At 66.0% G+C, this 25,882-nt stretch carries 26 protein-coding genes; 16 read left to right on the top strand and 10 right to left on the bottom strand.

What is annotated here, in order from left to right:
* Positions 1–72 precede the first annotated feature (72 nt).
* The 3 genes from AC3A3G_RS05135 to AC3A3G_RS05145 are packed head-to-tail and all read left to right on the top strand — an operon-like array spanning position 73 to position 3,556.
* Positions 73–1,878 carry a copper resistance system multicopper oxidase gene (locus AC3A3G_RS05135; RefSeq protein WP_396490302.1) on the top strand — a complete coding sequence of 602 codons (1,806 nt, stop codon included), beginning with the start codon at positions 73–75 and terminating at the stop codon, positions 1,876–1,878.
* Complete coding sequence (locus AC3A3G_RS05140) at positions 1,875–3,134, top strand: copper resistance protein B (protein ID WP_248118027.1); 1,260 nt, start codon at positions 1,875–1,877, stop codon at positions 3,132–3,134. The genes AC3A3G_RS05135 and AC3A3G_RS05140 overlap by 4 nt, the downstream gene beginning before the upstream one ends.
* A gap of 11 nt (positions 3,135–3,145) precedes the next feature.
* Positions 3,146–3,556, top strand: a complete 411-nt coding sequence (locus AC3A3G_RS05145) for a copper resistance CopC family protein (RefSeq protein WP_184273077.1) — start codon at positions 3,146–3,148, stop codon at positions 3,554–3,556.
* Between the two features lie 83 nt (positions 3,557–3,639).
* Here AC3A3G_RS05145 and AC3A3G_RS05150 read toward each other — a convergent pair whose 3' ends face one another.
* The 3 genes from AC3A3G_RS05150 to AC3A3G_RS05160 form a co-directional block, all read right to left on the bottom strand.
* Positions 3,640–4,392: a PepSY domain-containing protein gene (locus AC3A3G_RS05150; protein ID WP_184273080.1), complete on the bottom strand. Its 753-nt coding sequence runs from the start codon at positions 4,390–4,392 to the stop codon at positions 3,640–3,642.
* A gap of 211 nt (positions 4,393–4,603) precedes the next feature.
* A complete protein-coding gene (gene poxB, locus AC3A3G_RS05155) occupies positions 4,604–6,328 on the bottom strand; it encodes a ubiquinone-dependent pyruvate dehydrogenase (protein WP_248118025.1) in 1,725 nt (574 codons plus the stop codon).
* A gap of 133 nt (positions 6,329–6,461) precedes the next feature.
* Positions 6,462–6,662: a heavy-metal-associated domain-containing protein gene (locus AC3A3G_RS05160; RefSeq protein ID WP_184273086.1), complete on the bottom strand. Its 201-nt coding sequence runs from the start codon at positions 6,660–6,662 to the stop codon at positions 6,462–6,464.
* A gap of 199 nt (positions 6,663–6,861) precedes the next feature.
* Here AC3A3G_RS05160 and AC3A3G_RS05165 point away from each other — a divergent pair, with 199 nt between their 5' ends.
* From AC3A3G_RS05165 to AC3A3G_RS05185, 5 genes are all read left to right on the top strand, one after another.
* Positions 6,862–8,514 carry an acetolactate synthase large subunit gene (locus tag AC3A3G_RS05165; protein ID WP_487487692.1) on the top strand — a complete coding sequence of 551 codons (1,653 nt, stop codon included), beginning with the start codon at positions 6,862–6,864 and terminating at the stop codon, positions 8,512–8,514.
* A 17-nt stretch (positions 8,515–8,531) separates the two neighbouring features.
* A complete protein-coding gene (locus AC3A3G_RS05170; protein WP_184273092.1) occupies positions 8,532–9,914 on the top strand; it encodes an aldehyde dehydrogenase family protein in 1,383 nt (460 codons plus the stop codon).
* A gap of 98 nt (positions 9,915–10,012) precedes the next feature.
* Positions 10,013–10,930 (top strand): cation diffusion facilitator family transporter, encoded by a 918-nt coding sequence (locus AC3A3G_RS05175; RefSeq protein ID WP_184273095.1) that lies wholly within the window; start codon positions 10,013–10,015, stop codon positions 10,928–10,930.
* Between the two features lie 102 nt (positions 10,931–11,032).
* Positions 11,033–11,878: a 3-deoxy-8-phosphooctulonate synthase gene (gene kdsA, locus AC3A3G_RS05180; RefSeq protein WP_312165671.1), complete on the top strand. Its 846-nt coding sequence runs from the start codon at positions 11,033–11,035 to the stop codon at positions 11,876–11,878.
* Positions 11,879–11,991: 113 nt separating this feature from the next.
* Entirely contained in the window at positions 11,992–13,086 is a 1,095-nt protein-coding gene (locus AC3A3G_RS05185) for a cation diffusion facilitator family transporter (protein ID WP_312165673.1), read from the top strand.
* Positions 13,087–13,157: 71 nt separating this feature from the next.
* On the opposite strand, the gene AC3A3G_RS05190 is transcribed toward AC3A3G_RS05185, so the two are convergent.
* Both AC3A3G_RS05190 and AC3A3G_RS05195 read right to left on the bottom strand, forming a co-directional pair.
* Positions 13,158–13,916: a MauE/DoxX family redox-associated membrane protein gene (locus AC3A3G_RS05190; protein WP_312165675.1), complete on the bottom strand. Its 759-nt coding sequence runs from the start codon at positions 13,914–13,916 to the stop codon at positions 13,158–13,160.
* Positions 13,917–13,931: 15 nt separating this feature from the next.
* The gene (locus AC3A3G_RS05195) at positions 13,932–14,207 is read right to left on the bottom strand and encodes a metal-sensitive transcriptional regulator (protein ID WP_248118018.1); all 276 of its coding nucleotides are present in this window, start codon (positions 14,205–14,207) and stop codon (positions 13,932–13,934) included.
* 258 nt (positions 14,208–14,465) lie between these two features.
* On the opposite strand from AC3A3G_RS05195, the gene AC3A3G_RS05200 reads away from it, so the two are divergent.
* Both AC3A3G_RS05200 and AC3A3G_RS05205 read left to right on the top strand, forming a co-directional pair.
* Entirely contained in the window at positions 14,466–14,654 is a 189-nt protein-coding gene (locus tag AC3A3G_RS05200; RefSeq protein ID WP_312165678.1) for a TolC family protein, read from the top strand.
* Between the two features lie 80 nt (positions 14,655–14,734).
* On the top strand, positions 14,735–15,064 hold the full coding sequence (locus AC3A3G_RS05205) for an ArsR/SmtB family transcription factor (RefSeq protein WP_184273123.1): 330 nt from the start codon (positions 14,735–14,737) through the stop codon (positions 15,062–15,064).
* 150 nt (positions 15,065–15,214) lie between these two features.
* Here AC3A3G_RS05205 and copM read toward each other — a convergent pair whose 3' ends face one another.
* Positions 15,215–15,625 (bottom strand): CopM family metallochaperone, encoded by a 411-nt coding sequence (gene copM / locus AC3A3G_RS05210; protein WP_184273126.1) that lies wholly within the window; start codon positions 15,623–15,625, stop codon positions 15,215–15,217.
* Positions 15,626–15,636: 11 nt separating this feature from the next.
* On the bottom strand, positions 15,637–15,831 hold the full coding sequence (locus AC3A3G_RS05215; protein WP_184273131.1) for a heavy-metal-associated domain-containing protein: 195 nt from the start codon (positions 15,829–15,831) through the stop codon (positions 15,637–15,639).
* A 159-nt stretch (positions 15,832–15,990) separates the two neighbouring features.
* On the opposite strand from AC3A3G_RS05215, the gene AC3A3G_RS05220 reads away from it, so the two are divergent.
* Both AC3A3G_RS05220 and cueR read left to right on the top strand, forming a co-directional pair.
* Complete coding sequence (locus AC3A3G_RS05220; RefSeq protein WP_224762239.1) at positions 15,991–18,498, top strand: heavy metal translocating P-type ATPase; 2,508 nt, start codon at positions 15,991–15,993, stop codon at positions 18,496–18,498.
* 15 nt (positions 18,499–18,513) lie between these two features.
* A complete protein-coding gene (gene cueR / locus AC3A3G_RS05225) occupies positions 18,514–18,966 on the top strand; it encodes a Cu(I)-responsive transcriptional regulator (RefSeq protein WP_184273134.1) in 453 nt (150 codons plus the stop codon).
* 45 nt (positions 18,967–19,011) lie between these two features.
* Here cueR and hppD read toward each other — a convergent pair whose 3' ends face one another.
* Positions 19,012–20,082 (bottom strand): 4-hydroxyphenylpyruvate dioxygenase, encoded by a 1,071-nt coding sequence (gene hppD / locus AC3A3G_RS05230; RefSeq protein WP_184273137.1) that lies wholly within the window; start codon positions 20,080–20,082, stop codon positions 19,012–19,014.
* Between the two features lie 192 nt (positions 20,083–20,274).
* Between hppD and AC3A3G_RS05235 the strand changes: the two genes are divergently transcribed.
* The 4 genes from AC3A3G_RS05235 (at position 20,275) to AC3A3G_RS05250 (ending at position 25,007) form a co-directional block, all read left to right on the top strand.
* Positions 20,275–20,742, top strand: coding sequence for an Lrp/AsnC family transcriptional regulator (locus AC3A3G_RS05235; protein WP_184273140.1), 468 nt, complete (start codon positions 20,275–20,277; stop codon positions 20,740–20,742).
* Positions 20,743–20,876: 134 nt separating this feature from the next.
* Positions 20,877–22,559 carry a tetratricopeptide repeat protein gene (locus AC3A3G_RS05240; protein WP_282438812.1) on the top strand — a complete coding sequence of 561 codons (1,683 nt, stop codon included), beginning with the start codon at positions 20,877–20,879 and terminating at the stop codon, positions 22,557–22,559.
* Between the two features lie 105 nt (positions 22,560–22,664).
* The gene (locus AC3A3G_RS05245) at positions 22,665–23,786 is read left to right on the top strand and encodes a DMT family transporter (RefSeq protein WP_248118008.1); all 1,122 of its coding nucleotides are present in this window, start codon (positions 22,665–22,667) and stop codon (positions 23,784–23,786) included.
* A 15-nt stretch (positions 23,787–23,801) separates the two neighbouring features.
* Entirely contained in the window at positions 23,802–25,007 is a 1,206-nt protein-coding gene (locus AC3A3G_RS05250) for a bifunctional alpha/beta hydrolase/OsmC family protein (RefSeq protein ID WP_248118006.1), read from the top strand.
* Between the two features lie 56 nt (positions 25,008–25,063).
* Here AC3A3G_RS05250 and AC3A3G_RS05255 read toward each other — a convergent pair whose 3' ends face one another.
* Both AC3A3G_RS05255 and AC3A3G_RS05260 read right to left on the bottom strand, forming a co-directional pair.
* Positions 25,064–25,453, bottom strand: coding sequence for a DUF411 domain-containing protein (locus AC3A3G_RS05255; protein WP_221415962.1), 390 nt, complete (start codon positions 25,451–25,453; stop codon positions 25,064–25,066).
* Positions 25,454–25,543: 90 nt separating this feature from the next.
* Positions 25,544–25,819, bottom strand: coding sequence for a metal-sensing transcriptional repressor (locus AC3A3G_RS05260; RefSeq protein ID WP_184273152.1), 276 nt, complete (start codon positions 25,817–25,819; stop codon positions 25,544–25,546).
* Positions 25,820–25,882: the final 63 nt, after the last annotated feature.

Here is a 25,882-nt window from a genome sequence, read left to right on the forward strand (position 1 = left end):
GGGGCGCGGCTTTTTCTTGCGTAAATTTGATAAAAGGCTCGCGAGGCGGGCATAATCCAGGCGGAGTAGAGCATGAGGCTTCATAGACGGGCCCTCTTTGGCGGCGCGGCGGGGCTGTGGGCGGCTCAGGGGCTGATGCCGGCATGGGCGCAGTCGGGGTCGCGGGGACTCGCGCCGACGCTGCCGACCCTTGAAGGGCCAGAGGTTCGCCTCAGCGTCGGCCATTCGCCGTTCACCGTCGGCGGGCGCACCGGTCATGCCGTCACTGTCAATGGAACCGTGCCTGCGCCGCTGGTGCGGCTGCGCGAAGGGCAGAACGTCCGGCTGATGGTGACCAACACCCTGGACGAGGACACATCCATCCACTGGCATGGCCTGTTGCTGCCGTTCCAGATGGACGGTGTGCCGGGCATCAGCTTTCCCGGCATCCGCCCGCGCGAAACCTTTGTCTATGAGTTTCCGGTGATCCAGTCGGGGACCTACTGGTATCATTCGCATTCCGGCCTTCAGGAGGCGATGGGCCATTACGGGCCCCTGGTCATCGACCCGGCCGGGACCGATCCCGTGGCCTATGACCGCGAACATGTGCTGGTGCTGGCGGACTGGAGCTTCATGCATCCGCACCAGATCCTGGATAAGCTGAAGAAAAGCCCCGGCTATTTCAACCAGCAGCGCACCACCCTGGCGGGCCTGCTGTCCGGTGAGGACGGCGTCAGCCCGGCTGATCGGCGCATGTGGGGATCGATGCGCATGGATCCGCGTGACATCTCGGACGTCACCGGGACGACCTACACCTATCTGATCAACGGCCATGGCCCGCAGGAGAACTGGACGGGTCTGTTCCGGCCGGGAGAGCGGGTGCGGCTGCGCGTCATCAACGCCTCGGCTATGACCATCTTCAACGTGCGCATTCCGGGTCTGGCCATGACGGTGGTCAATGCCGACGGCGAGAATGTGCGGCCGGTCGAGACGGACGAGTTCCAGATTTCAGTGGCCGAGACCTATGACGTCATCGTCCAGCCGACCGAGGACCGCGCCTATACCATCGTCTCCGAAGCGGTCGACCGTTCGGGCATGGGGCGGGCGACACTGGCCCCCCGTATGGGCATGACGGCGGAGGTTCCCCCCCTCCGGCAGGTGCCGACCCTGACCATGCGCGACATGGGCATGGGAAGCATGGCCGGGATGGATCACAGCGGCATGGACATGGGCGGCATGGACCACAGCGGCATGGACATGAGCGGCATGGATCATTCCGCCATGGCGCAGGACGGCATGGGACAGGCCGCGCCCATGGATCATGGAAACATGGGCCATGACATGCGCAATCCCGACAATGCGCCGGCCAATATGGCGGTGGGCGTCGGGGTGGACATGGTGGCGCCGTCGCCCGCCAACCGTCTGGCTGAACGGCCCATGGGGCTGGAGAACGAACCGCATCGCGTGCTGGTCTATACCGATCTGGTGTCCCTGACGCCGAACAAGGATCAGCGGCCCCCGGCGCGTTCGATGGAAATCCACCTGACCGGCAATATGGAGCGGTTCATGTGGGGTTTCGACGGTCGAAAATTCTCTGAACTGGTCGAGCCTATCCGCTTCGAGCGCGACGAGCGCGTGCGGGTGACGCTGGTGAACGACACCATGATGTCCCACCCGATCCATCTGCATGGCCACTTCTTTGAACTGGTGACGGGCGGGCCGGCCGGGCATCAGCCGTTGAAGCACACGGTCAATGTCGCGCCCGGCTCCAAGGTCACTTTTGACCTGACCGCCGATGCGCCGGGCGACTGGGCCTTCCACTGCCACATGCTGATGCACATGCATGCGGGCATGTTCAACGTCGTGACCGTGCGACCCCTCGATGGAGACGCCGCATGATCCGGCTCGCGATCGGTCTTCTGCCTCTGATGGCCGCCGCAGGGACGGTTTCGGCTCAGGATCACAGTCAGCACCCGTCCGCCCAGAACGCGCCGCAGACCCCTGCGGCCACCGTAAGCGACCCACATGCAGGTCACGACATGAGCGCCATGACGTCTCAAGCCGCGGACCCTCATGCGGGGCACGACATGAGCGCGGCCCAGCGCCCGGCCCAGACTCCGGCTCAGACGCAGACCCCGGCTCCGACGCAGGCCGATCCGCACGCCGGCCACGACATGAGCGCCATGGCGCCTCAGGCTGCGGACCCGCATGCGGGTCACGACATGAGTTCCATGACGCCTCAGGCCGGGAACCCACATGCAGGCCACGATATGAGCGCCATGTCTCAGGCTGGTTCTCAGGCCAGTTCTCAGGCCGATCCGCATGCGGGTCACGACATGAGCGGCATGACCAGCATGGGGCCGCCCGATGTGCCGACCAGCGCCAATGACGCCGGACGTCCGCCTGTCCCGCCGCCGCCGGCTGCGGCGCTGTCGGGTCCGCGCCATGCGGCGGACGCCATCTTCGGCGAGGCGGCGATGTCGAGCGCGCGCGAGGTTCTGGTGCGCGAGAATGGCGATATTCGCACCACGGCCGTGGTCATTGATCGGCTTGAGGCCGGTTTCGGCGACGGAAACGAAAACTGGGCGTGGGATGTCGGCGGCTGGACCGGGGGCGACATCAACCGCTTCTGGTGGAAGTCAGAGGGCGGCGGCGACTTCGGCGGCGATGGCGAGGTCGAGGGTGAAGTCCAGGCGCTTTACAGTCGGGCTGTCGCGCCCTTCTGGGATGTCCAGGCGGGCGTGCGTCAGGACTTCCGCGAGGGTGGAGAAGACACGACCCATCTGGTGTTGGGCATCCAGGGACTGGCGCCCTATTGGTTCGAGGTCGACGGTGCGGCCTTTCTGTCGACCGAGGGCGACCTGACCGCACGTTTCGAGGCGGAGTATGACCAGCGCATCACCCAGAAGCTGATCCTGCAGCCGCGTGTGGAGGTCGAGGCGTCGGCTTCGGACATTCCTGAACTGCAACTGGCGTCAGGTCTGACCCATGTTTCGGCCGGAGTGCGCCTTCGCTACGAGTTCAAAAAGGAATTCGCCCCCTATGTCGGGGTCGAATGGAGCAGCGATCTGGGCGGCACCGCCGACCTGACGCGCGCCATGGGCGGGGAGCCCGAGCACACCCGGGTGGTCGTTGGTGTGCGTGCGTGGTTCTAAGGAGAAAAGACATGCGTAAATCCACCCTGCTGGCCGCTGTCGCGGCTGTTTTCATCGCCACGCCGGTTCTGGCCCAGCAACAGGGCCACGCCGGTCACGGCGACCATGGCTCTGCGCCGCGCGCCCAGGCTTCGGCGGCGACGCCGAGCGGCGTCGTCACCGTCCCGGCGGACGGGGCCATGCTGAATGGCTCGCCGCAGCGTTTCTCGGCGACTTTCCCTCAGCCGATGACCTTGCGCAGCGTCACCATCACGCCGCAGGGCCGTGCGGCCATTCAGGCGCCGGTGACGGCGGCGGCGGCGTCCAGGCAGGTCTCGACGGCCCTGCCGCGTCTCGCGGCGGGCAACTACACCCTGAACTGGACCGCTCAGGGCGCTGATGGGCAAGCCGTGAACGGCGCCGTGCGTTTCATGGTTCACTGACCCCCTGAGGCGAGCGATGACGCCGGATGATCCCGGCGTCATCGCCATTGCCTGACCGCCGCCATGACGACCGGGCGGCGCCTTCAGGAATTGCCTGTCCGTCCCGACGTCCGGCGCGGTTTGCCGCCGCGACGGACGCGCCACTGCACGAAATCGCGCTCTAGCCTGATCCAGAGCAGCACGAAGCCGGACAGGACGACGACGAGCGACAGGGCGCTGGCGGCGATGAGCAGCGGGTGGTTGAAGTTCTCGCCTGTCTTGAAGTCCAGAATGTGCAGGCGCCAGAAGAAGTCGTACAGACGCCAGACGGCGGACCGGCGCGTTATGACCTCGCCGGTGTCGGGCGAGACGTAGAAACGGGTTTTTTCCCGGTCATTGAAATCGACACGCCAGAGCGGACCCGTGCGACCTGTCTCGCGCTTGGCGTCGTTGAGCCGCGTCGCCGCGACGGCCTGGGCCCCGCCGCGATAAACAGCCGTCGCCAGTCGCCGGGCCTCGTCTGCTTCCAGCGGTGCAAACGTCTGACCCGTGCGCGCGTCCAGGGTGATCGGCGCGCCTTCCGTCGGTGTCAGCAGCCAGGCGGGGCCGCGCGGCGTCGATTTAAGCTCGGCGCGCGTCGGCGTCAGATTCCGCTCGGCGACGACCGCGTCGAGGGCGCGTATGCCGGTCAGGTCCAGCGCCTGGGGCTGCGCCGTCCGCACCCTGTGCTCGCCACGGACAGTCTCGATCGGAATGGCGGTCATGACCAGACCGCCGCCGACCCAGAACAGTATCTGCAAACCGACCAGAACCGCGATCCATTTGTGGATCTGGGCGGAAAGACGAAGCAGCTTCATTCGCTTGGAGCCACAGCGACCGGCGTCGTCAGACAGGAGAGGCCCGGACAGGCAAAGTCAGGACAGGCAAGGGTAGGGCAGGCGCGGCTGGTCAAGATTGATCTCCCCCTTGAGACTCGGTTGTCTGACCGACGCCGCGTTTCACCTTAACGCCGGAAAAGGCGGCGGCAAGATCGGCGCAGGGGGCTGTTCAAAGCCGTCGGCGGCGGAGCTAGCGACGCAGGTTCGTGCGGGCCAGTTCGACCACTTCGTCGCCACGTCCGTTGATGATCGCCCGCAGCATATAGAGGCTGAAGCCCTTGGCCTGTTCAAGCTGGATCTTCGGCGGCATCACCAGTTCCTGCTTGGCCGTCACCACGTCGACCAGCGCCGGGCCGGGGTGGGCGAAGGCTTCCATGAGCGCCGCATCGACATCGTCGGACGCCTCGACCCGGATGCCCTTGACCCCCATGGCGCGGGCCATGGCGGCGAAATCGGGGTTTTTCAGGTCGGTGCCGGTGTCCAGATAGCCGCCCGCCTTCATCTCCATGGCCACAAAGCCCAGAGAGCCGTTGTTATAGACCACCACCTTCACCGGCAGGTCGAGCTGCGACAGTGTGATGAAGTCGCCCATCATCATGGTGAAGCCGCCGTCTCCGGACAGGGAAACGACCTGGCGGTCGGGCGCGGCGGCCTGGGCGCCGATCCCCTGCAGCATGGCGTTGGCCATGGAGCCGTGGTTGAACGAGCCGAGCAGCCGCCGCCGCCCGTTCATCGTCAGATAGCGCGCCGCCCAGACGGTCGGGGTGCCGACATCGGCGGTGAAGATGGCGTCCTTGGCCGCGATCTCGTCGATGCGGCGGGTCAGATACTGGGGATGGATGGGGCGTCCCCGGACGGACGGGGTCGCAAGGTCGTCGAGCGCCTGACGCGCTGAGGCGTAGTGCTTTAGGGCCCGGTCGAGGAAGTCGCGGTCAGGTCTCGCCTTCAACCGGGGCAGGAGCGCCGTCAGGGTCTCGCCGACGTCGCCGACCAGACCCAGTGTGAGGGGGGCGCGCCGGCCCAGGGCGCCCGGATCGCGATCAACCTGAAGTATTCGCGCCTCCTTCGGATAGAAGGCGCGATACGGGAAGTCGGAGCCGAGCATCAGGACGGTGTCGCTGGACATCAGTGCGTGATAGCCGGACGAGAAGCCGATCAGACCTGTCATGCCCACGTCGAAGGGATTGTCCCATTCGACATGCTCCTTGCCGCGCAGGGCGTGGACGATCGGAGCCTTCAGCCGCTCGGCCAGCTCGATCAGGGCGTCATGATGACCGGCGCACCCGCTGCCCGCGAGAATGGTGACGGCCTGGCTCTGATCCAGCAGGGCGGCGAAGCGATCCATCTCGTCCTCGGGAGGGAGAATCCGGGGCGGGCGGGGCGCCGTATAGCGGGGCGTTGCGGATACCGGCGACGGGGCCAGCGCCACATCACCCGGCAACACGAGGACGGCGACGCCCTTCTGTCCGATCGCAACGTTCAGGGCGCGGTGAAGCATTTCGGGAAGCTGGGCCGGATTGGAAATCAGCTCGACGAAATCCGCGCACTCCCGGAACAGCTCCTGGGGATGGGTTTCCTGAAAATAATTCAGGCCGATCTCGGAGGAGGGAATGTGGGCGGCGATGGCGAGCACCGGCACATGGTTGCGCTTGCAGTCGAACAGACCGTTGATCAGGTGCAGGTTGCCAGGGCCGCAACTGCCGGCGCAGACGGCCAGTTCCCCGGTGATCGCCGCTTCAGCCCCCGCTGCGAAGGCGGCTGTTTCCTCATGGCGCACCGACATCCAGTCGATCCGGCCCATGCGGCGCAGACTGTCGTTCAGTCCGTTCAGGCTGTCGCCGGTCACCCCCCATATGCGGGTCACGCCTGCGTCGGCGAGGGTTTCGGCGATAAGGTCGGCGACGGTTTCGGTCATTTCGAACTCCTCTGGCTGGCGATCCTGGCCAAACCTTGTGACGATCCCGCGACCGGATCGGACAGGGGGCGAGCGTCGCCGCCCGGGAGGCGGGATCTCTTCATGCGCGGAGGAGATCCCTGCCCGATACGGCTCAGGCGACAGGTGTCGAGGGGTAGCCGGCTTCGGCGAGCGCGGACTGGACCTGGGCTTGGTTCGAAACGGTGTCGACCGTGACCTCGCGTCGCTCGGTGGAGGTGTCGACCCGGGCGTCGGGGTCCAGGGCCAGGATGGCCTTCGTGACGCCGCTGGCGCAGCCTCCGCAGGCCATTTTCGGAATGCTGAGATGGATCATGGCGATCTCCTTGGGTTTGCAGGAAAACCACGGTCCGGCTTCCAACAGTGGCAATGTCAAGCCTCCGCCGGAATGATAATTCCGGGCTTGACCTTGCCACTGTTGAAAGGCCCATCCTGCCTGCGAAGGGCTGGTCAGCCGAGGCGTTCCCGGGCGCGGCGCCGGAATCGGTCCGTCCGCTCACTGAAGGGAGGCTTCGATGCCCAAGGGTTCCGACATTCTGGTCAGCGCGCTCGAAAACGAGGGCGTTGAACGCATCTTCGGCGTGCCGGGCGAGGAAAACCTCGATCTTGTGGAATCCCTGCGCAATTCAAAGATTGAACTGGTCCTGACCCGGCATGAGCAGGCCGCAGCCTTCATGGCCGCCACCTATGGCCGCCTGACCGGCAAGCCGGGGGTGTGTCTGGCGACGCTTGGTCCCGGCGCCCTGAACTTTTCGACCGGCGCCGCCTATGCCCATCTGGGGGCCATGCCGATGATCCTGATCACCGGCCAGAAGGCGATCATGACGGCCAAACAGGCGCGCTTCCAGATCGTGGACGTCATCGCCTCCATGCGCCCCCTGACCAAGATGACCCGGCAGATTCTGAGCGCCGCCAGCATCCCGACCGTGGTGCGCGACGCTTTCCGCGTGGCCATGGAGGAGCGCCCGGGTCCGGTGCATCTTGAACTGCCCGAGGACGTGGCGTCCGAGACGGCGGATGTCGCGCCCATTCCCATTCACGCCCTGGAACGGCCTGTCGCCACCGAGGCCGCCCTTGATCGGGCAGCCGGGATGATCCTGGCGGCGCAGCGCCCTTTGGTCATGATCGGCGCCGGGGGCAATCGTCCGCGACTGGTCGAACCGCTGTCCGCCTTTGTTCGCGCGACGGGCCTGCCCTTCTTCAACACCCAGATGGGCAAGGGCGCCGTGGATGGCGGCTCGAACCTCTACATGGGCACGGCGGCCCTGTCCGAAGGCGACTATGTGCATGAGGCGATCGGACTGGCTGACCTGATCATCGCCATCGGCCATGATACGGTCGAGAAGCCGCCGTTCCTGATGCGCGACGCCGGGGGGCCGAAGGTGCTGCATGTCGGGGTCCAGTCGGCGACGGTGGAGCAGGTCTATCATCCGGATGCCGAGGTGATCGGCGATATCGGGGCGACGGCCTCGGGGCTGGCCCGGCGCCTGTCGGGGCGACTGGCGCCCCAGACACGGATGCTGGAACTGCGCCAGAGCATCTTGGCGCGCATTGCAGACCGGGCGGACGAGGATCGCTTCCCGGTCACGCCACAGCGCCTGGTGCGCGATGTCCGCGCCGTCATGCCGGACGACGGGATCGTCTGTCTGGACAACGGCATGTACAAGATCTGGTTCGCCCGGAACTACCGGACCCATGTGGCCAACACCCTCCTGCTCGACAATGCACTGGCGACCATGGGGGCGGGTCTGCCGTCGGCGATGATGGCGGCGATGCTGCATCCCGACCGGCGGGTCATGGCGGTGTGCGGCGACGGCGGGTTCATGATGAACTCCCAGGAGATGGAGGCGGCCGTCCGTCTGGGCCTCGATCTCGTCGTCCTGGTCCTCAACGACGGGGCCTATGGCATGATCCGCTGGAAGCAGGCGGTCGACGATTTTCCGGATTTCGGCATGACCTTCGGCAATCCGGACTTCGTGCGCTACGCCGAGGCCTACGGCGCCAAGGGCTCCCGCGTGACGTCGGCGGCGGATCTTGGCCCTGTGCTGGAGGCCGCGTTCGCCGGCGGCGGCGTTCACCTGGTGGACTGCGCCATCGACTACTCCGAGAACACCCGGGTGCTGGTCGATGAGCTGAAGACCCGGGCGTCGGCGATCGACCTGTCCTGAGCGTGCCGGAGAATATTATGCTGCAGATCGTACAACCCTACGACCAGGCCCTCATCGCCGGGATTGAGACTGACGACGCGGCGGCGCTGGAGCGAAAGTTGCAGACCGCCCGCGATCTCTTCACGCACCGTGACCGGTGGCTGAAACCGCATGAGCGGGTGGCCGTCCTTCGGCGACTGGCCCAACTGATGGAGGCGCGACGGGAGCATTTCGCGATGCAAATCGCGCGCGAGGGCGGAAAGCCGCTGGCCGACGCCCGGATCGAGGCCGTTCGCGCCATCGACGGGGTCCGGAACGCCGCCGACGAGCTCAGGACCTTCTCCGGACGCGAGATCCCCATGGGCCTGTCGCCCGCATCGGACGACCGCTGGGCCTTCACGACTCGGGAGCCGATCGGGGTGGTGGCCGCGATCTCGGCCTTCAACCATCCCCTGAACCTGATCGTGCACCAGATCGTGCCCGCAATCGCCGCCGGTTGTCCGGTCATTGTGAAGCCGGCCGAGGCTACGCCCCTGTCCTGCCTGGATCTCGTCGCCCTCGTCCGGGAGGCGGGCCTGCCGGAAGCCTGGTGCCAGACCCTGATCACCGCGGACACCGCGCTTGCCGAAAGGCTCGCCACGGATCCGCGCATCGCCTTTCTCAGCTTCATCGGCTCGGCCCGCGTGGGATGGTATCTGCATTCACGCCTGGCGCCCGGCGTGCGTTCCGCGCTGGAACACGGCGGCGCGGCGCCGGCCATCGTCGATCGTAGCGCGGATCTTGACGCCCTGATCGAGCCTGTCGTGAAAGGCGCCTTCTATCATGCCGGGCAGGTCTGTGTGTCGACCCAGCGGCTCTATGTGCATGACGTGGTCTTCGAGGCCGTCGCGGAGCGACTGGTCGCCCGCGTGGCGGCTCTGCGCACGGGCGATCCGACGCGGGAGGACACCGAGGTCGGCCCGCTGATCCGGGGGCGTGAGGCTGATCGGGTGGCGGCCTGGATCGAAGAGGCGGTCGCGGGCGGCGCCCGTCTGGCCATCGGGGGAGGGCGCCTGTCGCCGACAACCCTGGAGCCAGCGGTGCTGCTCGATCCGCCCGCCGAGGCCCGGATTTCGCGCGAGGAGGTGTTCGGGCCCGTGCTGGCTCTCTACCGCTACCAGGATCTAGACGAGGCGATCTCGCGCGCCAACGCTCTGCCGACGGCCTTCCAGGCCAGTGTCTTCGCTCGCGACATCGGTGTCGCGCTCAGGGCGGCGGACCGGCTGGACGCCTCGGCGGTCATGGTCAACGATCCGACCACCTTCCGGACCGACTGGATGCCCTTCGCCGGGCGTCGGACCTCCGGGTACGGGACCGGCGGGATCGGTTACACCCTGCGGGATATGACGCAGGAGAAGATGGTCGTGCTCCGCCGGGGTTGAGACCTGACGGTCGTTGCGGATGAGGGCGGCCTTGACGCATGGGGCCGAAAGGATTGTCGATGCGGGAAGGCCTGCATCCAGAAGGATCGGAGATGGACATGGCGTCGGCGAAGCATGATGAGGGCGACGGGCACGACCACGGCGAGGTGGTGACGGCGGATAACGAGCGGCGCATCCGCTTCGTCCTGATCTTCACCGCCGGTTACGCCGCCATTCAGGCCATCGGCGGGTGGATGTCCGGCTCTTTGGCCCTGATCGCGGACTCCGGCCACATGGTGTCGGACGCCGCCGCCCTGCTGCTGGCGCTGATCGCCTATCGGGTGGCGCGCCGTCCCGTCGATGGCGTGCGGACCTATGGCTATCACCGCGTGCGGGTGCTGGCGGCGCTGGCCAATGGCGCATCGCTGCTGCTGCTGGTGGCCTGGATCACCTGGGAGGCCGTCAACCGCATCAACCAGCCGGTCGAGGTCATGGCCGGGCCGATGTTGATTGTCGCGACCATCGGTCTGGTGGTGAATCTGGTCGGGGCCTGGATCCTGTCGCGCGGCCGCAAGGGCGACAGCAATCTGCGCGGCGCCCTGCTGCACGTGGTCGGCGACCTGTTGGGCTCGGTCGGGGCGATCGCGGCGGCGATCGGCATCATGCTGACGGGCTGGACGCTGCTTGATCCGCTGCTGTCGGTTCTGGTGGCGCTGCTGGTCGTGCGCTCGGCCTGGTCGCTGGTGAAGGAATCGCTGCGGGTTCTGTTGCAGGCGGTGCCGCGCGGACTGGACGCGCGCAAGGCCGAGACGGATCTGGCGACCCTGCCCGAGATCGAGGAAGCGGGCCATTTCCATGCCTGGACCCTGACCGACGAAACCGTGGTGGCCACCATCCATGTCACGCCTGCGCCGGGGATCGATCCGATCACCCTGCCGGCCCTTGTGGCGAACTGGCTGAAAACCCATCACGCCATTGATCACGTCACCGTTCAGGTTGACGCCCCCGGCGCCTTGCGGCGACCCGCGCCGATCTGAGCCTGTTTTTCGGGCCGTGTTCGGCCGACAGCGAACTGGTTCCAAGGGGCGCTGACTGACAGTCCGTCCCCTGGGGCCGATCAATTCCGTCAGGAGATGACCATGAAGACAGTCACGATCGGGGAGGTCGCCTTCAACAACAGTCGGGCGATGGTGTTGATCGGCGGGGTCAATGTGCTGGAAAGCCGCGATCTGGCCATGACCGTGGCCGAGGCGATGAAGGCGCAGACGCAGCGACTGGGCGTGCCTTTTGTGTTCAAGGGCTCTTTCGACAAGGCCAACCGGTCCTCGAACCGATCCTATCGCGGTCCGGGTCTTGAAGCCGGGCTGCGCATTCTTCAGGAGGTTCGCAGCGAATTCGCGGTTCCCGTTCTGACCGACGTGCATTGGCCGGAGCAGGCTGCGGCGGTCGCGGAGGTCTGCGACATCCTTCAGCTTCCGGCTTTTCTGGCGCGCCAGACCGATCTGATCGAGGCGCTGGCGCGCACCGGACGCGCGATCAACGTCAAGAAGCCCCAGTTCATGAGCCCGCAGCAAATCGCCCATGTGGTCGAGAAATTCGACGATTTCGGCGCCCCGGATGTCATCCTGTGCGAGCGCGGCAGTTCTTTCGGCTATGACAATCTCGTCGTGGACATGCTGGGTTTCGGCGTGATGAAGGCGGTCACTGGCGGGGCGCCGATCGTCTTTGACGCCACCCACGCCCTGCAGACGCGCGCCCCCGGCGCCGCCCAGTCGGGCGGGCGGCGTGAACAGGTGCTGGAACTGGCCCGCTCGGGGCTGGCCCTGGGACTGGCGGGTCTGTTTCTGGAGGCGCACCCCGACCCGGACCGGGCGCTCTGCGACGGCCCCAGCGCCCTGCCGCTGGACCGGTTGGGCGCGGTGCTGGAGCAGATCAAGGCGGTGGACGATCTGGTCAAGAGTTTCGATCCCGTCGACCTGACCTGAAGCCGGGCGTCTCGCAGGCGCGCTACGATCAGACGCGGCATGTGCGAATGGCGTTGACAGATAACATATGAATACGTATTCATATGTTATCTGTTTTCAGCGGGCGCTGCTCCATGTCTCATTCTCATCACGACCACTCACACGACCACGACCATTCTCACGCGCCGACCGTGACGCGCGACAATGAACGCAAGGTCCTGCTTTCCTTCAGCCTGATCTTCACCTTCATGATCGTCGAGGTGATCGGCGGTCTGGCGTCCGGCTCGCTGGCTCTGCTGGCGGATGCCGGCCACATGCTGACCGACGCCATCGCGCTGGCGCTGGCCTATCTGGCGTTCCGCTTCGGACGCCGCATGGCCGATTCCAAGCGCACCTTCGGTTATATGCGCTTCGAGGTCGTCGCCGGTTTCGTCAATGCGGTGACGTTGTTCGCCATCGTCGGCTGGATCCTGTTTGAGGCGTGGAACCGCTTCAAGGAACCGCATGCCGTTCTGGCCGGCCCGATGTTCTGGGTGGCCGTGGCGGGCCTGCTGGTCAACATCCTGGTGTTCTGGATCCTGACCCGCGGCGACACCGAACACGTCAACATCAAGGGCGCGGCCCTGCATGTGATGGGCGATCTGCTTGGCTCGGTCGGTGCTGTCGCCGCCGCGATCATCATCTCCCTGACGGGCTGGACGCCGATCGACCCGATCCTGTCGGTGCTGGTTTCGCTGCTGATCCTGCGCAGCGCCTGGAAGCTGCTGGGCAAGTCGCTGCACATCCTGCTGGAAGGCGCGCCTGACAACGCCGCGCCTGATGCGGTGACGGCTCACCTGAAGGCCAAGGTGCCGGGTCTGGCCGAGGTCAGCCACGTCCACGTCTGGCAGATCACGTCAGGCCGCACCCTGGCGACCCTGCATGTGCGTCCGGAATCCGACGCTCAGGCGCGGGCCGTGGCGATCGCTGTTGAGCGGGAGTTGAAGTCCAGGTTCAGTATTGAGCATCCCACCGTCGCCGTGGACTGGAACGATGGGTCCGTGGTGTGCAGCCTGTCGTCGCCGCCGGTCAATGACCATGATGCCCACGATCGCTCTGGCCACGATCACTCTGGTCATGACCATTCGGATCACGACCATTCGGGCCATGATCATGGAGATCATGACCACGCCGGTCACGATCACGAGCCAAAGTCCGCAGCGGGGGCGCGCAGGGCGCACGCCCACTGAGGCAGGTGATCCGGCGCCGGGCGACCGGCGCCGGACAGGCTATGTGCGGAGGCTCGTGGATGAGCTTCCGCTCAGTGCCCCATGGTCATCGGCTTGACGAGCATCCAGATCGCCATGCCGACCATCATCAGGTTTTCCGACAGCGAGACGAAACCCAGCGGCACCTTGCTGTCGCCGCCGACGCAGGCGCATTTCAGTTCACGCTTGTCGATATAGACCGCCTTGAACACCGATGCGGCGCCCACGCCGCCGATGAACAGGGCGACCGGGATCGAAACCCACATCAGCGCCCCGGCCAGCATCAGCACACCCGCCAGTGCTTCGGCGAAGGGATAGATCGTCCCATAGGGAACCCAGCGCTTGGCCAGCAGATCATAGTTCAGGAACATGGTGGCGAAGGCGTCCACGTCCTTGAGCTTCTGCAGGGCCAGAAGACACATGGCGATGGCGATGAACCATTCGACGACACGCACCGACATCAGTTCGCCATAGGCGGCCCAGCCCGCCGCGAGGGCCATCAGCACGGCCATGGCGAACAGGGCGATGACGGGCGTATAGGTGACTTCGTCCTTGTCGCGCACTCGCTTGCCGAAGAAGCGCCGCAGGTCGTCGTAGCCGCCGATCCGCTGGCCGTCGATGAAGGTCTGGGGCGTGGTCTGGACGCCGTGTTCGGCCTTGAAGGCGTCGGTTTCCTCACGCGAGGCGAGGTGGTGATCCTGCACCGCATAGCCCTGGCTCTTGAGCAGGTGCAGCGCCTTCAGGCCATAGGGGCAGGTGTGGCCCGGCATGACCATTCGGTAAATTTCGGCGCGTTTGGCGGGTGAGGCCATGGTTCCCTCCGGGTTCTAGAGTTTCGCTTTGGCGAACAACTCCGCCAGTTCGGTGAATTTTTCGCGCTGCTGAGCGGCGTCGCCTGACGCAATCGCGTCCTCGACACAGGACGCGGCGTGCGATTTGAGAATCTGGGTTTCGACACGGGCCAGGGCCGCGCGGGCGGCATGGACCTGATAAAGGATATCGATGCAGTAACGGCCGTCCTCCACCATCTGGCTGACGCCGCGAACCTGACCGGAAATCCGGTTCAGGGCGGAGCGGATTGATTTGACGTCTCTGGCCTGCATGTGTCTACCATACCCTGGCTAGGTATCGTGCAAAGCACCGATTTGTTCCCGCCCGGCCTCCCTCCCGAAGGTCTTCATGACTGATCAGTCGATCGCCCGCCGAAACATGGCCGTCCTCACCGCCGCCCAAGCATTGGGCGGCGCCAGCCCGCCGATCGTGATGTCCTTAGGCGGTCTGGTGGGGCAGCACCTGGCCGCCGATCCCGCCTGGGTCACGTTTCCAGTCAGTCTGTTCGGCGTCGGCCTCGCGCCTATGATCTGGCGCAGAGGCGGCATCAGGAAGGCGAGGACAGTTCGCTGTCGGTTCTGGACGCCCAGCGCACCCTTTATGGATCGGAACAGGCGCTGCTGCGCGCCCGTCTGGCCCGGCTGAGCAATCTGACGACCCTCTACAAGGCGCTGGGCGGCGGCTGGACCGAACAGACGCAGACAGGCGGTCGCACTTGATTGGAGCGACGCCCTGTCTCACGATACATGAACAGGTGAAGACATCGCCATATGTTTAATGATGCGGGGGAGCGTACGCCATGTCGGAACGGGCCAGCGACGAAAAGGTGCCAGCGCTGGATACGCGCCAACTGTCGGCTCTTGCAGAGACCTTTCGTCTGCTGGGCGATCCGACCCGTCTGAGAATCCTCATGTTCTGTCTGAATGGCCCGAAGCCTGTCAAGCAGATCGCCGACAGCCTGGACCTGTCCCAGACCCTCGTCAGCCACCATCTCAGGCTTCTGCGCGGGGCGCGCTTGGTCCGGGGAGAACGTTCCTCGCGGCAGGTTTTCTACGAGGTGGCCGATCATCATGTCAGTCATGTGCTGATCGACATGCTTCACCACATCAATGAGGATGAGGACGCCTGAAGACGACGGCGGCGATTGGGCGCTGTTCGGAAAAGGGTTCAGGCGCACCAGGGACTGGTGCGCCTGCCATGGCGTTCTCGAAGGTTTCTGTCCGATGACGCCAACTCCACCCCCACATCGGGGGAGGGAACGGCGGCGAAGGGGCGGCCTTTACCGGTTCCGGGTATCGAGCCAGGACTGCATCATGGCGATCTCCGCCTCTTGGGCGGTGATGACGGACTCGGCGAGCCGGCGAACCTCCGGATCCCGTCCATGTTCCAGCGCGACGCGGGCCATGTCGATGGCCCCCTGATGGTGTGGAATCATTCCCTTCATGAAATCGACGTCGGCGTCGCCGGTGAAATCGATGGTCATGTCGGCGTGCATCCGGTCGTTGGCTTCCTGATAGGCGCGCACGGCAGGATTGCCGGAAGGGACGGGGGCGGGGTGATTGGCGTGGCTGTTCTGGGTCATGGCGTGTTCCGAATCTCCTTTGACGATCTGGGACTGGGCATAGGCGAGACCGCTGGCGGCCAGGGCGACGCCGGCGATGAAGATGACGGTGAGAGCCTTCGCTTGCATGTCGGAAGAGCTCAGAGGGGCCGGGCGGTGTATCCGTCGTCCGCCAGCGCCTGCTGGATGGCGTCGGCGTCGGCGGTGGTGGTCACCGAGATGGTGCGCGACACCGTATCGGCCTCGAGACGGGCGTTCGGATCCACCGTGGCGATGGCCTGGGTGATGTGCTTCACGCACGAGCCGCAGGTCATGTTTTCGACGTGGAACTGCATGGGAAAAGTCCTTTCGCATCGGTTGGTGAGAGATGAAATGCCCCTTGCCATCGTTGGAAGGTCAAGGATGGTCGCGACTTTTTTTGGGGAGTTGACATTCCAACAATGGGAAGCCCCATCATCCCTGCGAACTCTAGTCACCCGTGTGAGGATCGCGCGATGAACGCCCCCTATGCGCCGACGAAAACCGTCGGCTCCCCGTTGAGTCTGCCGATCGAAGGCATGACCTGCGCGTCCTGCGTCGGCCGCGTCGAACGCGCCATCAGCAAGGCGCCGGGCGTGGCCGCGGTCAGCGTCAACCTCGCCACGGAGCGGGCCGACATCCAGGCGAGCGGACCGATCCAGATGGCAGACCTCGTCAAGGCTGTGGAATCGGCCGGTTACACCGTTCCGGCCGCCAGCGTCGAACTGGCGATTGAGGGCATGACCTGCGCGTCCTGCGTCGGGCGGGTCGAAAAGGCGCTGAAGGCGACGCCGGGCGTGGTGAGCGCCAGCGTGAACCTGGCCACAGAACGGGCCACGATCCAGGGGGCGGCGGACGTGTCGGCCCTGATCGCCGCCGTGGCTGGCGCGGGCTATACGGCGCGTCCGCTGAGCGACGCTGCGGATGCGGGCGAAGAAGCGGCCGAGCGCAAGGACGCCGAACGCGCCGCCCTGAAGCGTGATCTGATCATCGCCGCCGCTCTGAGCCTTCCGGTCTTCCTGCTGGAGATGGGGTCGCACCTCATTCCGGGCGTCCATGCGATGATCGCAGGGACCATCGGCATGCAGGCCAGTTGGTATCTGCAGTTTGCCCTGACCACGCTGGTGCTGGCCGTGCCGGGCGCGCGTTTCTACAAGAAGGGTCTGCCCGCCCTGGGGCGTCTGGCGCCGGACATGAACTCGCTGGTGTCTGTCGGCACCCTGGCGGCCTATGCCTATTCCCTGGTGGCGACCTTCGCTCCGGCGCTACTGCCGGCGGGAACGGTCAATGTCTATTACGAGGCGGCCGCCGTCATCGTCACCCTGGTCCTGCTGGGGCGCTTCCTTGAGGCCCAGGCCAAGGGCCGCACTTCCGAGGCCATCAAGCGTCTGGTCGGGCTTCAGGCCAAGACCGCGCGCGTGCGCCGCGACGGCATGATGGTCGAAATCGCCATCACCGAGGTGGCGGCTGGCGATCTGGTCGAGGTCCGTCCCGGCGAGCGCGTTCCGGTCGACGGCGAAGTCGTCGAGGGCGAAAGCTATGTCGATGAATCCATGATCACCGGCGAGCCGGTCCCTGTGGCCAAGACTTCGGGCGCAGCTCTGGTGGGCGGCACTGTCAATCAGAAGGGCGCCCTGGTGTTCCGCGCCACGGCGGTCGGCGACGGCACCATGCTGTCCCAGATCATTCGCATGGTCGAACAGGCCCAGGGCTCCAAGCTGCCGATCCAGGCGCTGGTCGACAAGGTGACGATGTGGTTCGTTCCGGCGGTCATGGCTGTTGCCGCCCTGACCTTCCTGGTCTGGCTGGTGTTCGGTCCGTCGCCTGCGCTCACCTTCGCCCTGGTCAATGCGGTGGCTGTGCTGATCATCGCCTGCCCGTGCGCCATGGGTCTGGCGACGCCGACCTCCATCATGGTCGGCACCGGTCGCGGCGCCGAACTGGGCGTGCTGTTCCGCAAGGGCGAGGCGCTGCAACTGCTCAAGGACGCCAAGGTCGTGGCCGTCGACAAGACCGGCACCCTGACGGAAGGTCGTCCCGCCCTGACGGACCTGCAGATTGAACCCGGCATGGAGCGCGCCCGCGTTCTGGCTCTGGTGGCTGCGGTCGAGGCCAAGTCCGAACACCCCATCGCCCGCGCCATTGTCGAGGCCGCCGAGGCCGAGGGTCTGACGCTGCCGCTGGTTTCGGCCTTTGAGTCCGTTACGGGACGTGGCGTGACCGCGACGGTGGACGGCGAGGCCGTGCAGATCGGTTCGGATCGCTACATGGGCGAACTGGGACTGGACGTGGGCGTCTTCGCCGCCGCCGCTGGCCGCATGGGCGATGAGGGCAAGACGCCGCTCTACGCCGCCATCGGCGGACGTCTGGCGGCGATCATCGCGGTGGCCGATCCGATCAAGGCCAGCACTCCGGCGGCCATCGCCGCCCTGCACGGACTGGGCCTGAAGGTGGCGATGATCACCGGCGACAACCGCCGCACCGCCGCCGCCATCGCCCGCCAATTGGGCATCGACGAAGTCGTGGCCGAGGTGTTGCCGGACGGCAAGGTCGAGGCGGTCCGCCGTCTCAAGGGCGAGCATGGCCGGGTCGCCTTCGTCGGCGACGGCATCAATGACGCCCCCGCGCTGGCGGAATCGGATGTGGGCCTGGCGGTCGGCAACGGCACGGATATCGCCATCGAGGCGGCCGATGTGGTGTTGATGTCGGGCAGCCTGAAGGGCGTGGCCACGGCCATCGCCCTGTCGCGGGCCACCATCGGCAACATCCGCCAGAACCTGTTCTGGGCCTTCGTCTATAACGCCGCGCTCATCCCTGTCGCCGCCGGCGTGCTGTATCCTGTGTGGGGTGTCTTGCTGTCGCCCGTGTTCGCGGCGGGCGCCATGGCCATGTCCAGCGTGTTCGTGCTTGGCAACGCCCTGCGGCTGCGTGGCTTCCGGTCGCCGCAGGGCGGCGAGGGCGATGGCGCGGGACGGCTTGGGTGAATAGGAGAGATCAGTATGAATATCGGTCAGGCAGCTAAGGCTTCCGGCGTATCCGCCAAGATGATCCGCTACTATGAGCAGACCGGACTGATCCCGGTGGCGGACAGAAAGGAGTCGGGCTATCGCGACTATTCGGACGCGGACGTGCACCGGTTCCGGTTCATCCGGCGCGCCCGCGACCTCGGTTTTTCCGTCGCTGAGATTCAGGACCTGCTGAGTCTGTGGAACGACCGGTCGCGTCAAAGTGCTGATGTAAAACGCATCGCCAGCGCGCATATCGCGGTGCTCAATGCGCGAATCGCCAGCCTCAGGCAGATGTCGGAAACCCTGCAGACGCTGATCGCCTGTTGCGCGGGCGATAATCGCCCCGACTGTCCGATCCTAATGGATCTGGAAGAAACCTCGGAAGCGCCGCCGACCGGTGTCCGGTCGGCCGGCGGGGTCGGTCAACTGAAGTCGCGCGTCTGAGCGATGACGGGGGTCGGATGATATGCATCCGACCCCCGCGCCGGGTCAGGCGTCGACCTTGATCACCCCGCGCCGGATCTGGTCGAGCTCGATCGATTCGAACAGGGCCTGGAAGTTGCCGTTGCCGAACCCTTCGTTGCCCTTGCGCTGGATGATTTCGAAGAAGATGGGTCCGAACAGATTCTCGGTGAATATCTGCAGCAGAATGCCTTCCTCGCCGACGTTTCCGTCGATGAGGATGCGGTTCGCCTTCAGCCGCTCCAGATCCTCGCCGTGGCCGGGCACCCGCTTGTCGACCAGTTCGTAATAGGTCTCGATCGTGTCCTGCAATCGTACGCCACGGGCGCGCAGGGCTTCGACGGTTTCGTAGATGTTATCCGTGGTCATGGCCAGGTGCTGGATGCCCTCGCCGTTGTATTCACGGATAAACTCCTCGATCTGGGACTGGTCGTCCTCGCTCTCGTTCAGCGGAATGCGGATGGCCTTGTCCGGCGCGATCATCGCCTGGGAGATGAGGCTGGTGGCCTGGCCCTTGATGTTGAAATACTTCTGCTCCTCGAAGCCGAAAATCTGGTTGTAGAAGCCGGACCAGGTCCGCATCTGGCCCCGACGGACGTTGTGGGTGAGGTGATCCAGGATATCGAGGCCGACGCTGTTTGCGGCCTCGGCCTCGCGCCATCCGTCGATCTCGGTCCAATCGTCGTACAGCGACCCGGCTGCGCCGTGGCGGTCGACGAGATAGAGGTAGGAGCCGCCGATGCCTTCCAGCACCATGGCGTCAGCGCCGAGCGCGCCGGCGGCGGCGTCGGCGGCGCGCGCACCGCGCGACAGGGCCAGATCATAGGCCTGGCGAGCGTTGGCCACGCGGAAGGCCATACCGCTGGCTGAAGGCCCGTGCAGCGCCCGGAACGCAGCCGCCTGTCCGGTCGCTTCGCTGTTGACGAGCAGATTGGTGCGCCCCTGCTTGTAGCGAACCACCGCCTTCGTCGGGTGACGGTGTGTGGCGACGAAGCCGAGGCGTTCGATCAAGGTGGTCATCGCCTCGGGATCGGGGCTGGTGAATTCCACGAATTCGAAGCCGTCCAGACCAATGGGGTTCTCGGGGGTGATGCTCATGGGGGTGTCTCCGGCATTCTTTGACGGCGCGCCTGTGACAGATGGCGCAGGCGCGCGCGAGGGAGGTGAGGCCAGAGCTCGCGAGGAGGCTGCGCCATCGTGGTCATTGTAGACCGGATAGGCGAGGATCGCCTTTCAAAGCGGCTCGAATTTGAGCGTGATATGAAATCCAATTCCAGAATGGACGAGTTCATGAAAGAAAGAGTGCTGGATGATGTCGATCGTCGGCTGTTGCGCGCCTTGCAGGGCGACGCCGGCCTGAGCCATGTGGCCCTGGCGGAGCTCGCCGGATCGTCTCCGGCGTCGTGCTGGCGCCGGATCCGGGCGCTGGAAGAGGCGGGAATTCTGAAGGGAGCCGTGCGACTGGTCGATGCCGAAAGGGTCGGCCGGGGCGTGAACGTGATGTGCCAGGTCAGGATGCGGTCGCACGCCCCGGCAGACAGGACCGCCTTCGAGGCCTACCTCGCCACCCGGCCGGACGTCATGGAGGCCCATTCCATGTCCGGGGAATGGGACTACCTTCTGCGGATCGTGGCCGCAGACGTCGCCGGTTACGAACGCTTCCTGATGTGCGATCTGCTGAACCATCCGAATGTGGCGACCGCCGCCTCCCACTTCGCGCTCAGCCAGGTGAAATACACCACCGCCGTGCCGCTCTAGGCGGATCGCATGGATCGACACGGCCGGAATCCCGCGATCTGCGCTTGAAACATGATATATGAATATGTATTCAGGTATTAACTTATAGCCTTGGCGGTCGGGTTCCCAGATCGGCCCTGGCCAGCGGAGCATGGATGATGAAAGACGACTATTACGACCTTGGCGACTTCCGTCGCGATGTGACGACCACCTCGCCACAGGCGCAACTCTGGTTTGATCGGGGGCTGGCCTGGGCCTACTGCTTCAATCCCGAGGAAGCGGTCCGCTGCTTCGAAAAGGCGCTCGACTACGATCCCGACTGCGCCATGGCGCACTGGGGCGTCGCCTTCGGCACGGGCCCGAACTACAACAAGGCTTGGCGGCTTTTCGACGCCGAGGACATGCAGAAGGCCGTGACGATCGGCCGTGGCGCGCTTGAACGCGCTCGCGAAGCGGTCGCCCGCAACGGCACCGCCTTCGAAAAGGCCCTGATCGCGGCGCTTGGACCACGCTTTCCCGAACAGGCGACCCGCGACCCGGAGGAATTCGATCGCCTGAACCGCGCCTACGCGGACGCCATGCGGGTCTTTTATCAGCAGTTCTCTGACGACATCGACGCGGCGGCGCTGTTCGGGGACGCCTTGATCTGTCTCAGTCCGCGGGCTCTGTGGGATCTCGATACGGGAGAACCGATCGGACCGGGCACGCTGGAGGCCCGGGCGGTGATCGAGGACGCCCTGCCGCGTCCCGGGGGCGACCGGCATCCGGTCCTGAACCATCTCTATATCCACCTGATGGAGATGTCGCCGTGGCCCGAGATCGCGCTTCCGGCCGCCGACCGTCTGCGTCGCCTGTCGCGGGACGGCGCCCATCTGGCGCATATGTCCACCCACATCGACAACGCCTGCGGCGACTGGCGCCGGGTGATCGATTCCAACCTCGATGCGGTCGAGGCGGATGAACGCTATTTCGGTCACGAGACCGAAGTCGGCGCCTGGTACAACGTCTATCGCGTCCACAACCTGATGGTCGGCGCCTATGGCGCGATGATGGCGGGCCGTTCGCGTGAGGCATTGTTCATGGCGAACCGGCTGAAGGAAGTCCTGACGCCGCAACTGCTCGGCATCCAGAGTCCGCCGATGGCGGATTTGCTCGAGGCGCACGGCACCACGCTTCCGCATGTTCTCATTCGCTTCGGGCGCTGGCAGGACATCCTCGATTTGGAATTTCCGACGGACCGCGAACTTTATTGTTCGACCACGGCGATGATCCACTATGCCCGCGGCATCGCTTTCGCGGCCCTGCGGCGCGTGCCGGAAGCCGAGGCGGAACGGGAGAAATTCATCGACGCCGTCGCCGCGGTGCCGGACAGCCGTTTCAACTCCATTCCCGTGCCGGAGCTCCAGGCGCTCGCTATTGCGCGCAAGATGCTCGACGGGGAACTGGAATACAGGAAGGGAAATATCGAGGAGGCGTTCTCGCTGTTGCGCGAGGCGATCGCCCTCGAGGACACGCTGCCCTACAGCGACCCTCCGGCCTGGCTGCAGCCCGTCCGCCACGCCTATTGCGCCCTGCTGACCGAGCAGGGGCGGCACGCCGAAGCTGCCGAACAGCACAGGATCGACCTCGGGCTGGAGCGCAAGCTGGGCAGGCGGCGGATCCGACCGAACAACGTCTGGAGCCTGCACGGCCTCTACGAGTGTCTGACGAAACTCGGCCGGCACGACGAGGCCCGGGAGATCGTCCTCCAGCGCGACATCGCCGTGGCTTCGGCCGACATCAAGATCGCCGCAGCCTGTTTCTGTCGCCTGAGCGCCTTTGAGAACGAGGCCGACTGACGGGACCGGATGCTCGACCGGCCTGACCGTGCCGGCGCCGTCCGGGCCTGGCGCGCTGCGTGCGATGTCCGGATCACCTGCGTCTTCCTCTGATCCGTCACGGGCTTGCCGGACGCCGCCGGCGGGCTGGGGAGCCTTGCTCGTCGGCGATTGGAGGAGGCGATGAAGGGAAGCAGGATGTGGAACGGGACTCGCCTGGTCGCCGCCTCGCGCACCGCGCTGACGACGCCGATCCTCTCGGTCACGCTCGTTCTGCTTCTGTCGGCGAGCTGGCTGCTCGTCGGCTACCTCGTTTCGGGCGTGTCGCCGCTGCTGGTGGCCGCCGGCCGCACAGGGGCCAGCTTCATCGTCTTTGCCGCGATCGTGCTGTTTTCCGCTCGGAGCCGTTCCGAGGCGCGGATTGCGGCGCGACGCGGCGGAACAGTCGCTCTGCTCGGACTGCTGGGCTTCTTCCTCTACTATGCCGGAACCATGCTCGGCGCGGCGTTCATCGGCCCCTCCCGCACCGGTCTGATCATCTCGCTTCTGCCGAGCCTCACATTCGTGATCGGCGCCGTCGCCTTTGGGGAACGGGTCACCCGCAACAAGGTGCTGGGAGCCTGTCTCGCCCTGGGCGGCGCGCTGGCCTATGCGATCTCAGACATGCCCGCAAGCGAGGGTCATGCCGGGGCGGAGGGGCTGCACCTCATCGGCGGCGCCCTGCTCGTGTTCGGCGGAACAGCGTCCTACGCCCTCTATGGCTACGTCTTCCGCGCGCGCATGGCGGACCTGTCCGCCTTCTCGGCCTTGCCGGCCATTACCGGGGCCGGCGCCGCCATGCTGGCCGTGACGGTCGTTCTCTTCGTCCCGCTCGTCGGCGTCGCGCCTTCAGACTGGGCCGCCATCGCAGGTCTGGGCGCGGGGCTGACGGCGCCGGTCTTCCTCATCCTGCACAGGCTCATCCTGCGGAAGGGGGCGCTCTTCACAGCCTCGCTGATGCTGGCGGTGCCGTTCCTCGTCCGCATGGGGGAGTGGGGGCTCGGCTGGGAAGCCGCGCCGGGCGCATTCAGCCTGCTGTTGCTGCTGGTCTGCGCCGGCGGCGTCTGGCTGACCCTCCGGGACGGCCGACAGAGACCGAGGCGGCCGCCTGATGTGAAGCCCGACGACGCGTCGCTTGACCCTGCCGCGGCGGAACACTGTAGGCTGGGCCGCATCATCCCGAGCGGCCCGCGCCGATTGGACCCATGAATGGAGAACATGCGAATGAGCGGAGACAAGGAGTTCGAGTTCGGACTGGGGGACGGGCGCAGGATCGTCGGCGTGATCGAGCGGCCGCAGGCGACGCTGCGAGGCTGGGCCATCGTCGCGCATTGCTTCAGCTGTGGTCAGGACGGTCTGGCCGCGGTGCGGCTGTCTCGGGCGCTGGCGCGAAGCGGGGTAGGCGTCCTGCGTTTCAACTTCGCCGGGGCGGGTGATCGGGACGGCCAGGTCGCTGACGCGAGCTTCGCCGCCGACGTGCAGGATCTGATCGCGGCCAGCGGAGCCATGGAAGCGGCCGGCATGACGCCGAATCTTCTGGTCGGTCACAGCCTGGGCGGCCTGGCGGTGCTGGCCGCCGCCGAACATCTGCCCCAGGTGCGGGCCATCGCCACCATAGGGGCGCCCGCCGACGCGGCCCATGTACTGACCCATGTGTCAGAAGAGGATCTGAAGCGGATCGAAAGCGAAGGGGAGGCCGAGGTGACGCTCGGCGGTCGACCGTACCGGATCGGCCAGAGCTTCGTCGACGACGTCAGGACCCACTCGCCTCTGGATGCCGTCAGCCGTCTGAAACGCGCGCTGCTGGTGATGCATGCGCCGCTGGACGAGGTCGTCAGCATCGACAACGCTTCCGCCATATTCGTGGCGGCCAGACATCCCAAGAGCTTCATTTCCCTGGACGACGCCGATCACCTGCTCACCCGCCAGACGGACGCCGACTATGTCGCCGGCGTCATCGCCTGCTGGGCGTCGCGCTACCTTCCGGCGCTCGAGCCCGACCTGACGGGAGACGAGGGCGACTTGGCTGGCGTCCTCGTCGAGGAGACGGGCGGCGGCGCCTATCAGACCCGGGTTCGCGCCGGGCCTCATGCCTTCCTCGCCGACGAACCGGTGAGCCTGGGCGGCCTGGGCAGTGGTCCATCGCCGTTCGAACTCGTTTCGGCGGGTCTGGGCGCCTGCAGTGTGATGACCATGCGTATGTACGCCGCCCGGAAGGGATGGCCGCTGAAACGGGCCGCCGTTCGCGTCGTGCACTCGAAACGGCGGGACCAGACGCCGGCCGACGTCTTCAAACGCGCCATCACCCTTGAAGGCGCGCTGGACGAGACGCAGCGCGCCCGGTTGCTGGAGATGGCGGACCGCTGCCCTGTCGATCTGATGCTCGTCCGGGGCGCGGAGGTTGAGACCGAACTGCTCCCCGCCGCCTGAACGGTTTCGGCCGGGTGTGCGCCGAGTGCCGGTCGCCCGGCCACACCCGCCGAAAGTCACCCCCCGTTATGACGGCCGTACACCCGGGTCCGACCATCGGCGAGCAACAGCAGGGAGACGTAGGGCTCACGTCCGGCGGATTCCATCCCAGGCGAGCCGGCGGGCATGCCGGGAACCACCAGGGCGCGCCCAGCGGGCGCCTCCCTGATCAGCCGATCGATATCGGCGGCCGGCACATGACCCTCGATGGCGTAGCGGCCGACGACGCCGGTATGGCAGGAGGCGAGCCTGTCCGGCACCCCGTGGCGCGCCCGGACGGGGGCGAGGTCCTCGACATCGATGACACGGGCCGTCCAGCCGGCCTGGCGCAGATGACCGACCCAAAGGCCGCAGCAACCGCACCAGGGCGTCTTGTAGACCGTGATGTTTCGTCGCGTCTGGGCCATCGCTCCGGATCCGACGACGACGCCACAAAGCACCAGCCCGCCAGACAGAATGCTGCGACGGCTGGGGGAGGGTGAAAACATGCCGATCCTTCACAGATACTTGGTGATGTCGCGAAATTCGGCCAAGGCGGCCCGCGACTGTTCAGGCGCGCCCGCCGCAGCCTGCGCCAGGCAATGATCCACATGGTCATGGATCAGGGTCCTCTTGGCCGCTGCGACCGCCTTCTCGATGGCCTGAAGCTGCTGGGCGAGGTCGAGGCAGGCCCGGCCGTCCTCCATCATCTGGACGACGGACCGCAGATGGCCCTCGGCGCGCTTGAGGCGCTTGATGACTTCCGGATGCGAAGCATGAGAGATGTGTGCCATGAGTTTGACCTATCCCCCTGGTAGGGATAGGTCAAATGGCGAAAACGCCCGCATTGGAAGGTC

It is taken from the genome of Brevundimonas sp. Soil_N_31 (genome assembly GCF_057655995.1).

Excerpts from the sequence above, each read along its gene's own strand:
- kdsA (WP_312165671.1), top strand. The coding sequence starts at position 11,033 with ATGAAGACAGTCACGATCGGGGAGGTCGCCTTCAACAACAGTCGGGCG.
- AC3A3G_RS05195 (WP_248118018.1), bottom strand. The coding sequence starts at position 14,207 with ATGCAGGCCAGAGACGTCAAATCAATCCGCTCCGCCCTGAACCGGATT.
- AC3A3G_RS05235 (WP_184273140.1), top strand. The coding sequence starts at position 20,275 with ATGAAAGAAAGAGTGCTGGATGATGTCGATCGTCGGCTGTTGCGCGCC.
- AC3A3G_RS05135 (WP_396490302.1), top strand. The coding sequence starts at position 73 with ATGAGGCTTCATAGACGGGCCCTCTTTGGCGGCGCGGCGGGGCTGTGG.
- AC3A3G_RS05170 (WP_184273092.1), top strand. The coding sequence starts at position 8,532 with ATGCTGCAGATCGTACAACCCTACGACCAGGCCCTCATCGCCGGGATT.
- AC3A3G_RS05205 (WP_184273123.1), top strand. The coding sequence starts at position 14,735 with ATGTCGGAACGGGCCAGCGACGAAAAGGTGCCAGCGCTGGATACGCGC.
- AC3A3G_RS05175 (WP_184273095.1), top strand. The coding sequence starts at position 10,013 with ATGGCGTCGGCGAAGCATGATGAGGGCGACGGGCACGACCACGGCGAG.
- AC3A3G_RS05160 (WP_184273086.1), bottom strand. The coding sequence starts at position 6,662 with ATGATCCATCTCAGCATTCCGAAAATGGCCTGCGGAGGCTGCGCCAGC.
- cueR (WP_184273134.1), top strand. The coding sequence starts at position 18,514 with ATGAATATCGGTCAGGCAGCTAAGGCTTCCGGCGTATCCGCCAAGATG.
- hppD (WP_184273137.1), bottom strand. The coding sequence starts at position 20,082 with ATGAGCATCACCCCCGAGAACCCCATTGGTCTGGACGGCTTCGAATTC.
- AC3A3G_RS05165 (WP_487487692.1), top strand. The coding sequence starts at position 6,862 with ATGCCCAAGGGTTCCGACATTCTGGTCAGCGCGCTCGAAAACGAGGGC.
- AC3A3G_RS05260 (WP_184273152.1), bottom strand. The coding sequence starts at position 25,819 with ATGGCACACATCTCTCATGCTTCGCATCCGGAAGTCATCAAGCGCCTC.
- AC3A3G_RS05140 (WP_248118027.1), top strand. The coding sequence starts at position 1,875 with ATGATCCGGCTCGCGATCGGTCTTCTGCCTCTGATGGCCGCCGCAGGG.
- AC3A3G_RS05190 (WP_312165675.1), bottom strand. The coding sequence starts at position 13,916 with ATGGCCTCACCCGCCAAACGCGCCGAAATTTACCGAATGGTCATGCCG.
- AC3A3G_RS05240 (WP_282438812.1), top strand. The coding sequence starts at position 20,877 with ATGATGAAAGACGACTATTACGACCTTGGCGACTTCCGTCGCGATGTG.
- AC3A3G_RS05250 (WP_248118006.1), top strand. The coding sequence starts at position 23,802 with ATGAGCGGAGACAAGGAGTTCGAGTTCGGACTGGGGGACGGGCGCAGG.
- AC3A3G_RS05255 (WP_221415962.1), bottom strand. The coding sequence starts at position 25,453 with ATGGCCCAGACGCGACGAAACATCACGGTCTACAAGACGCCCTGGTGC.
- poxB (WP_248118025.1), bottom strand. The coding sequence starts at position 6,328 with ATGACCGAAACCGTCGCCGACCTTATCGCCGAAACCCTCGCCGACGCA.
- AC3A3G_RS05220 (WP_224762239.1), top strand. The coding sequence starts at position 15,991 with ATGAACGCCCCCTATGCGCCGACGAAAACCGTCGGCTCCCCGTTGAGT.
- copM (WP_184273126.1), bottom strand. The coding sequence starts at position 15,625 with ATGCAAGCGAAGGCTCTCACCGTCATCTTCATCGCCGGCGTCGCCCTG.
- AC3A3G_RS05215 (WP_184273131.1), bottom strand. The coding sequence starts at position 15,831 with ATGCAGTTCCACGTCGAAAACATGACCTGCGGCTCGTGCGTGAAGCAC.
- AC3A3G_RS05150 (WP_184273080.1), bottom strand. The coding sequence starts at position 4,392 with ATGAAGCTGCTTCGTCTTTCCGCCCAGATCCACAAATGGATCGCGGTT.
- AC3A3G_RS05145 (WP_184273077.1), top strand. The coding sequence starts at position 3,146 with ATGCGTAAATCCACCCTGCTGGCCGCTGTCGCGGCTGTTTTCATCGCC.
- AC3A3G_RS05185 (WP_312165673.1), top strand. The coding sequence starts at position 11,992 with ATGTCTCATTCTCATCACGACCACTCACACGACCACGACCATTCTCAC.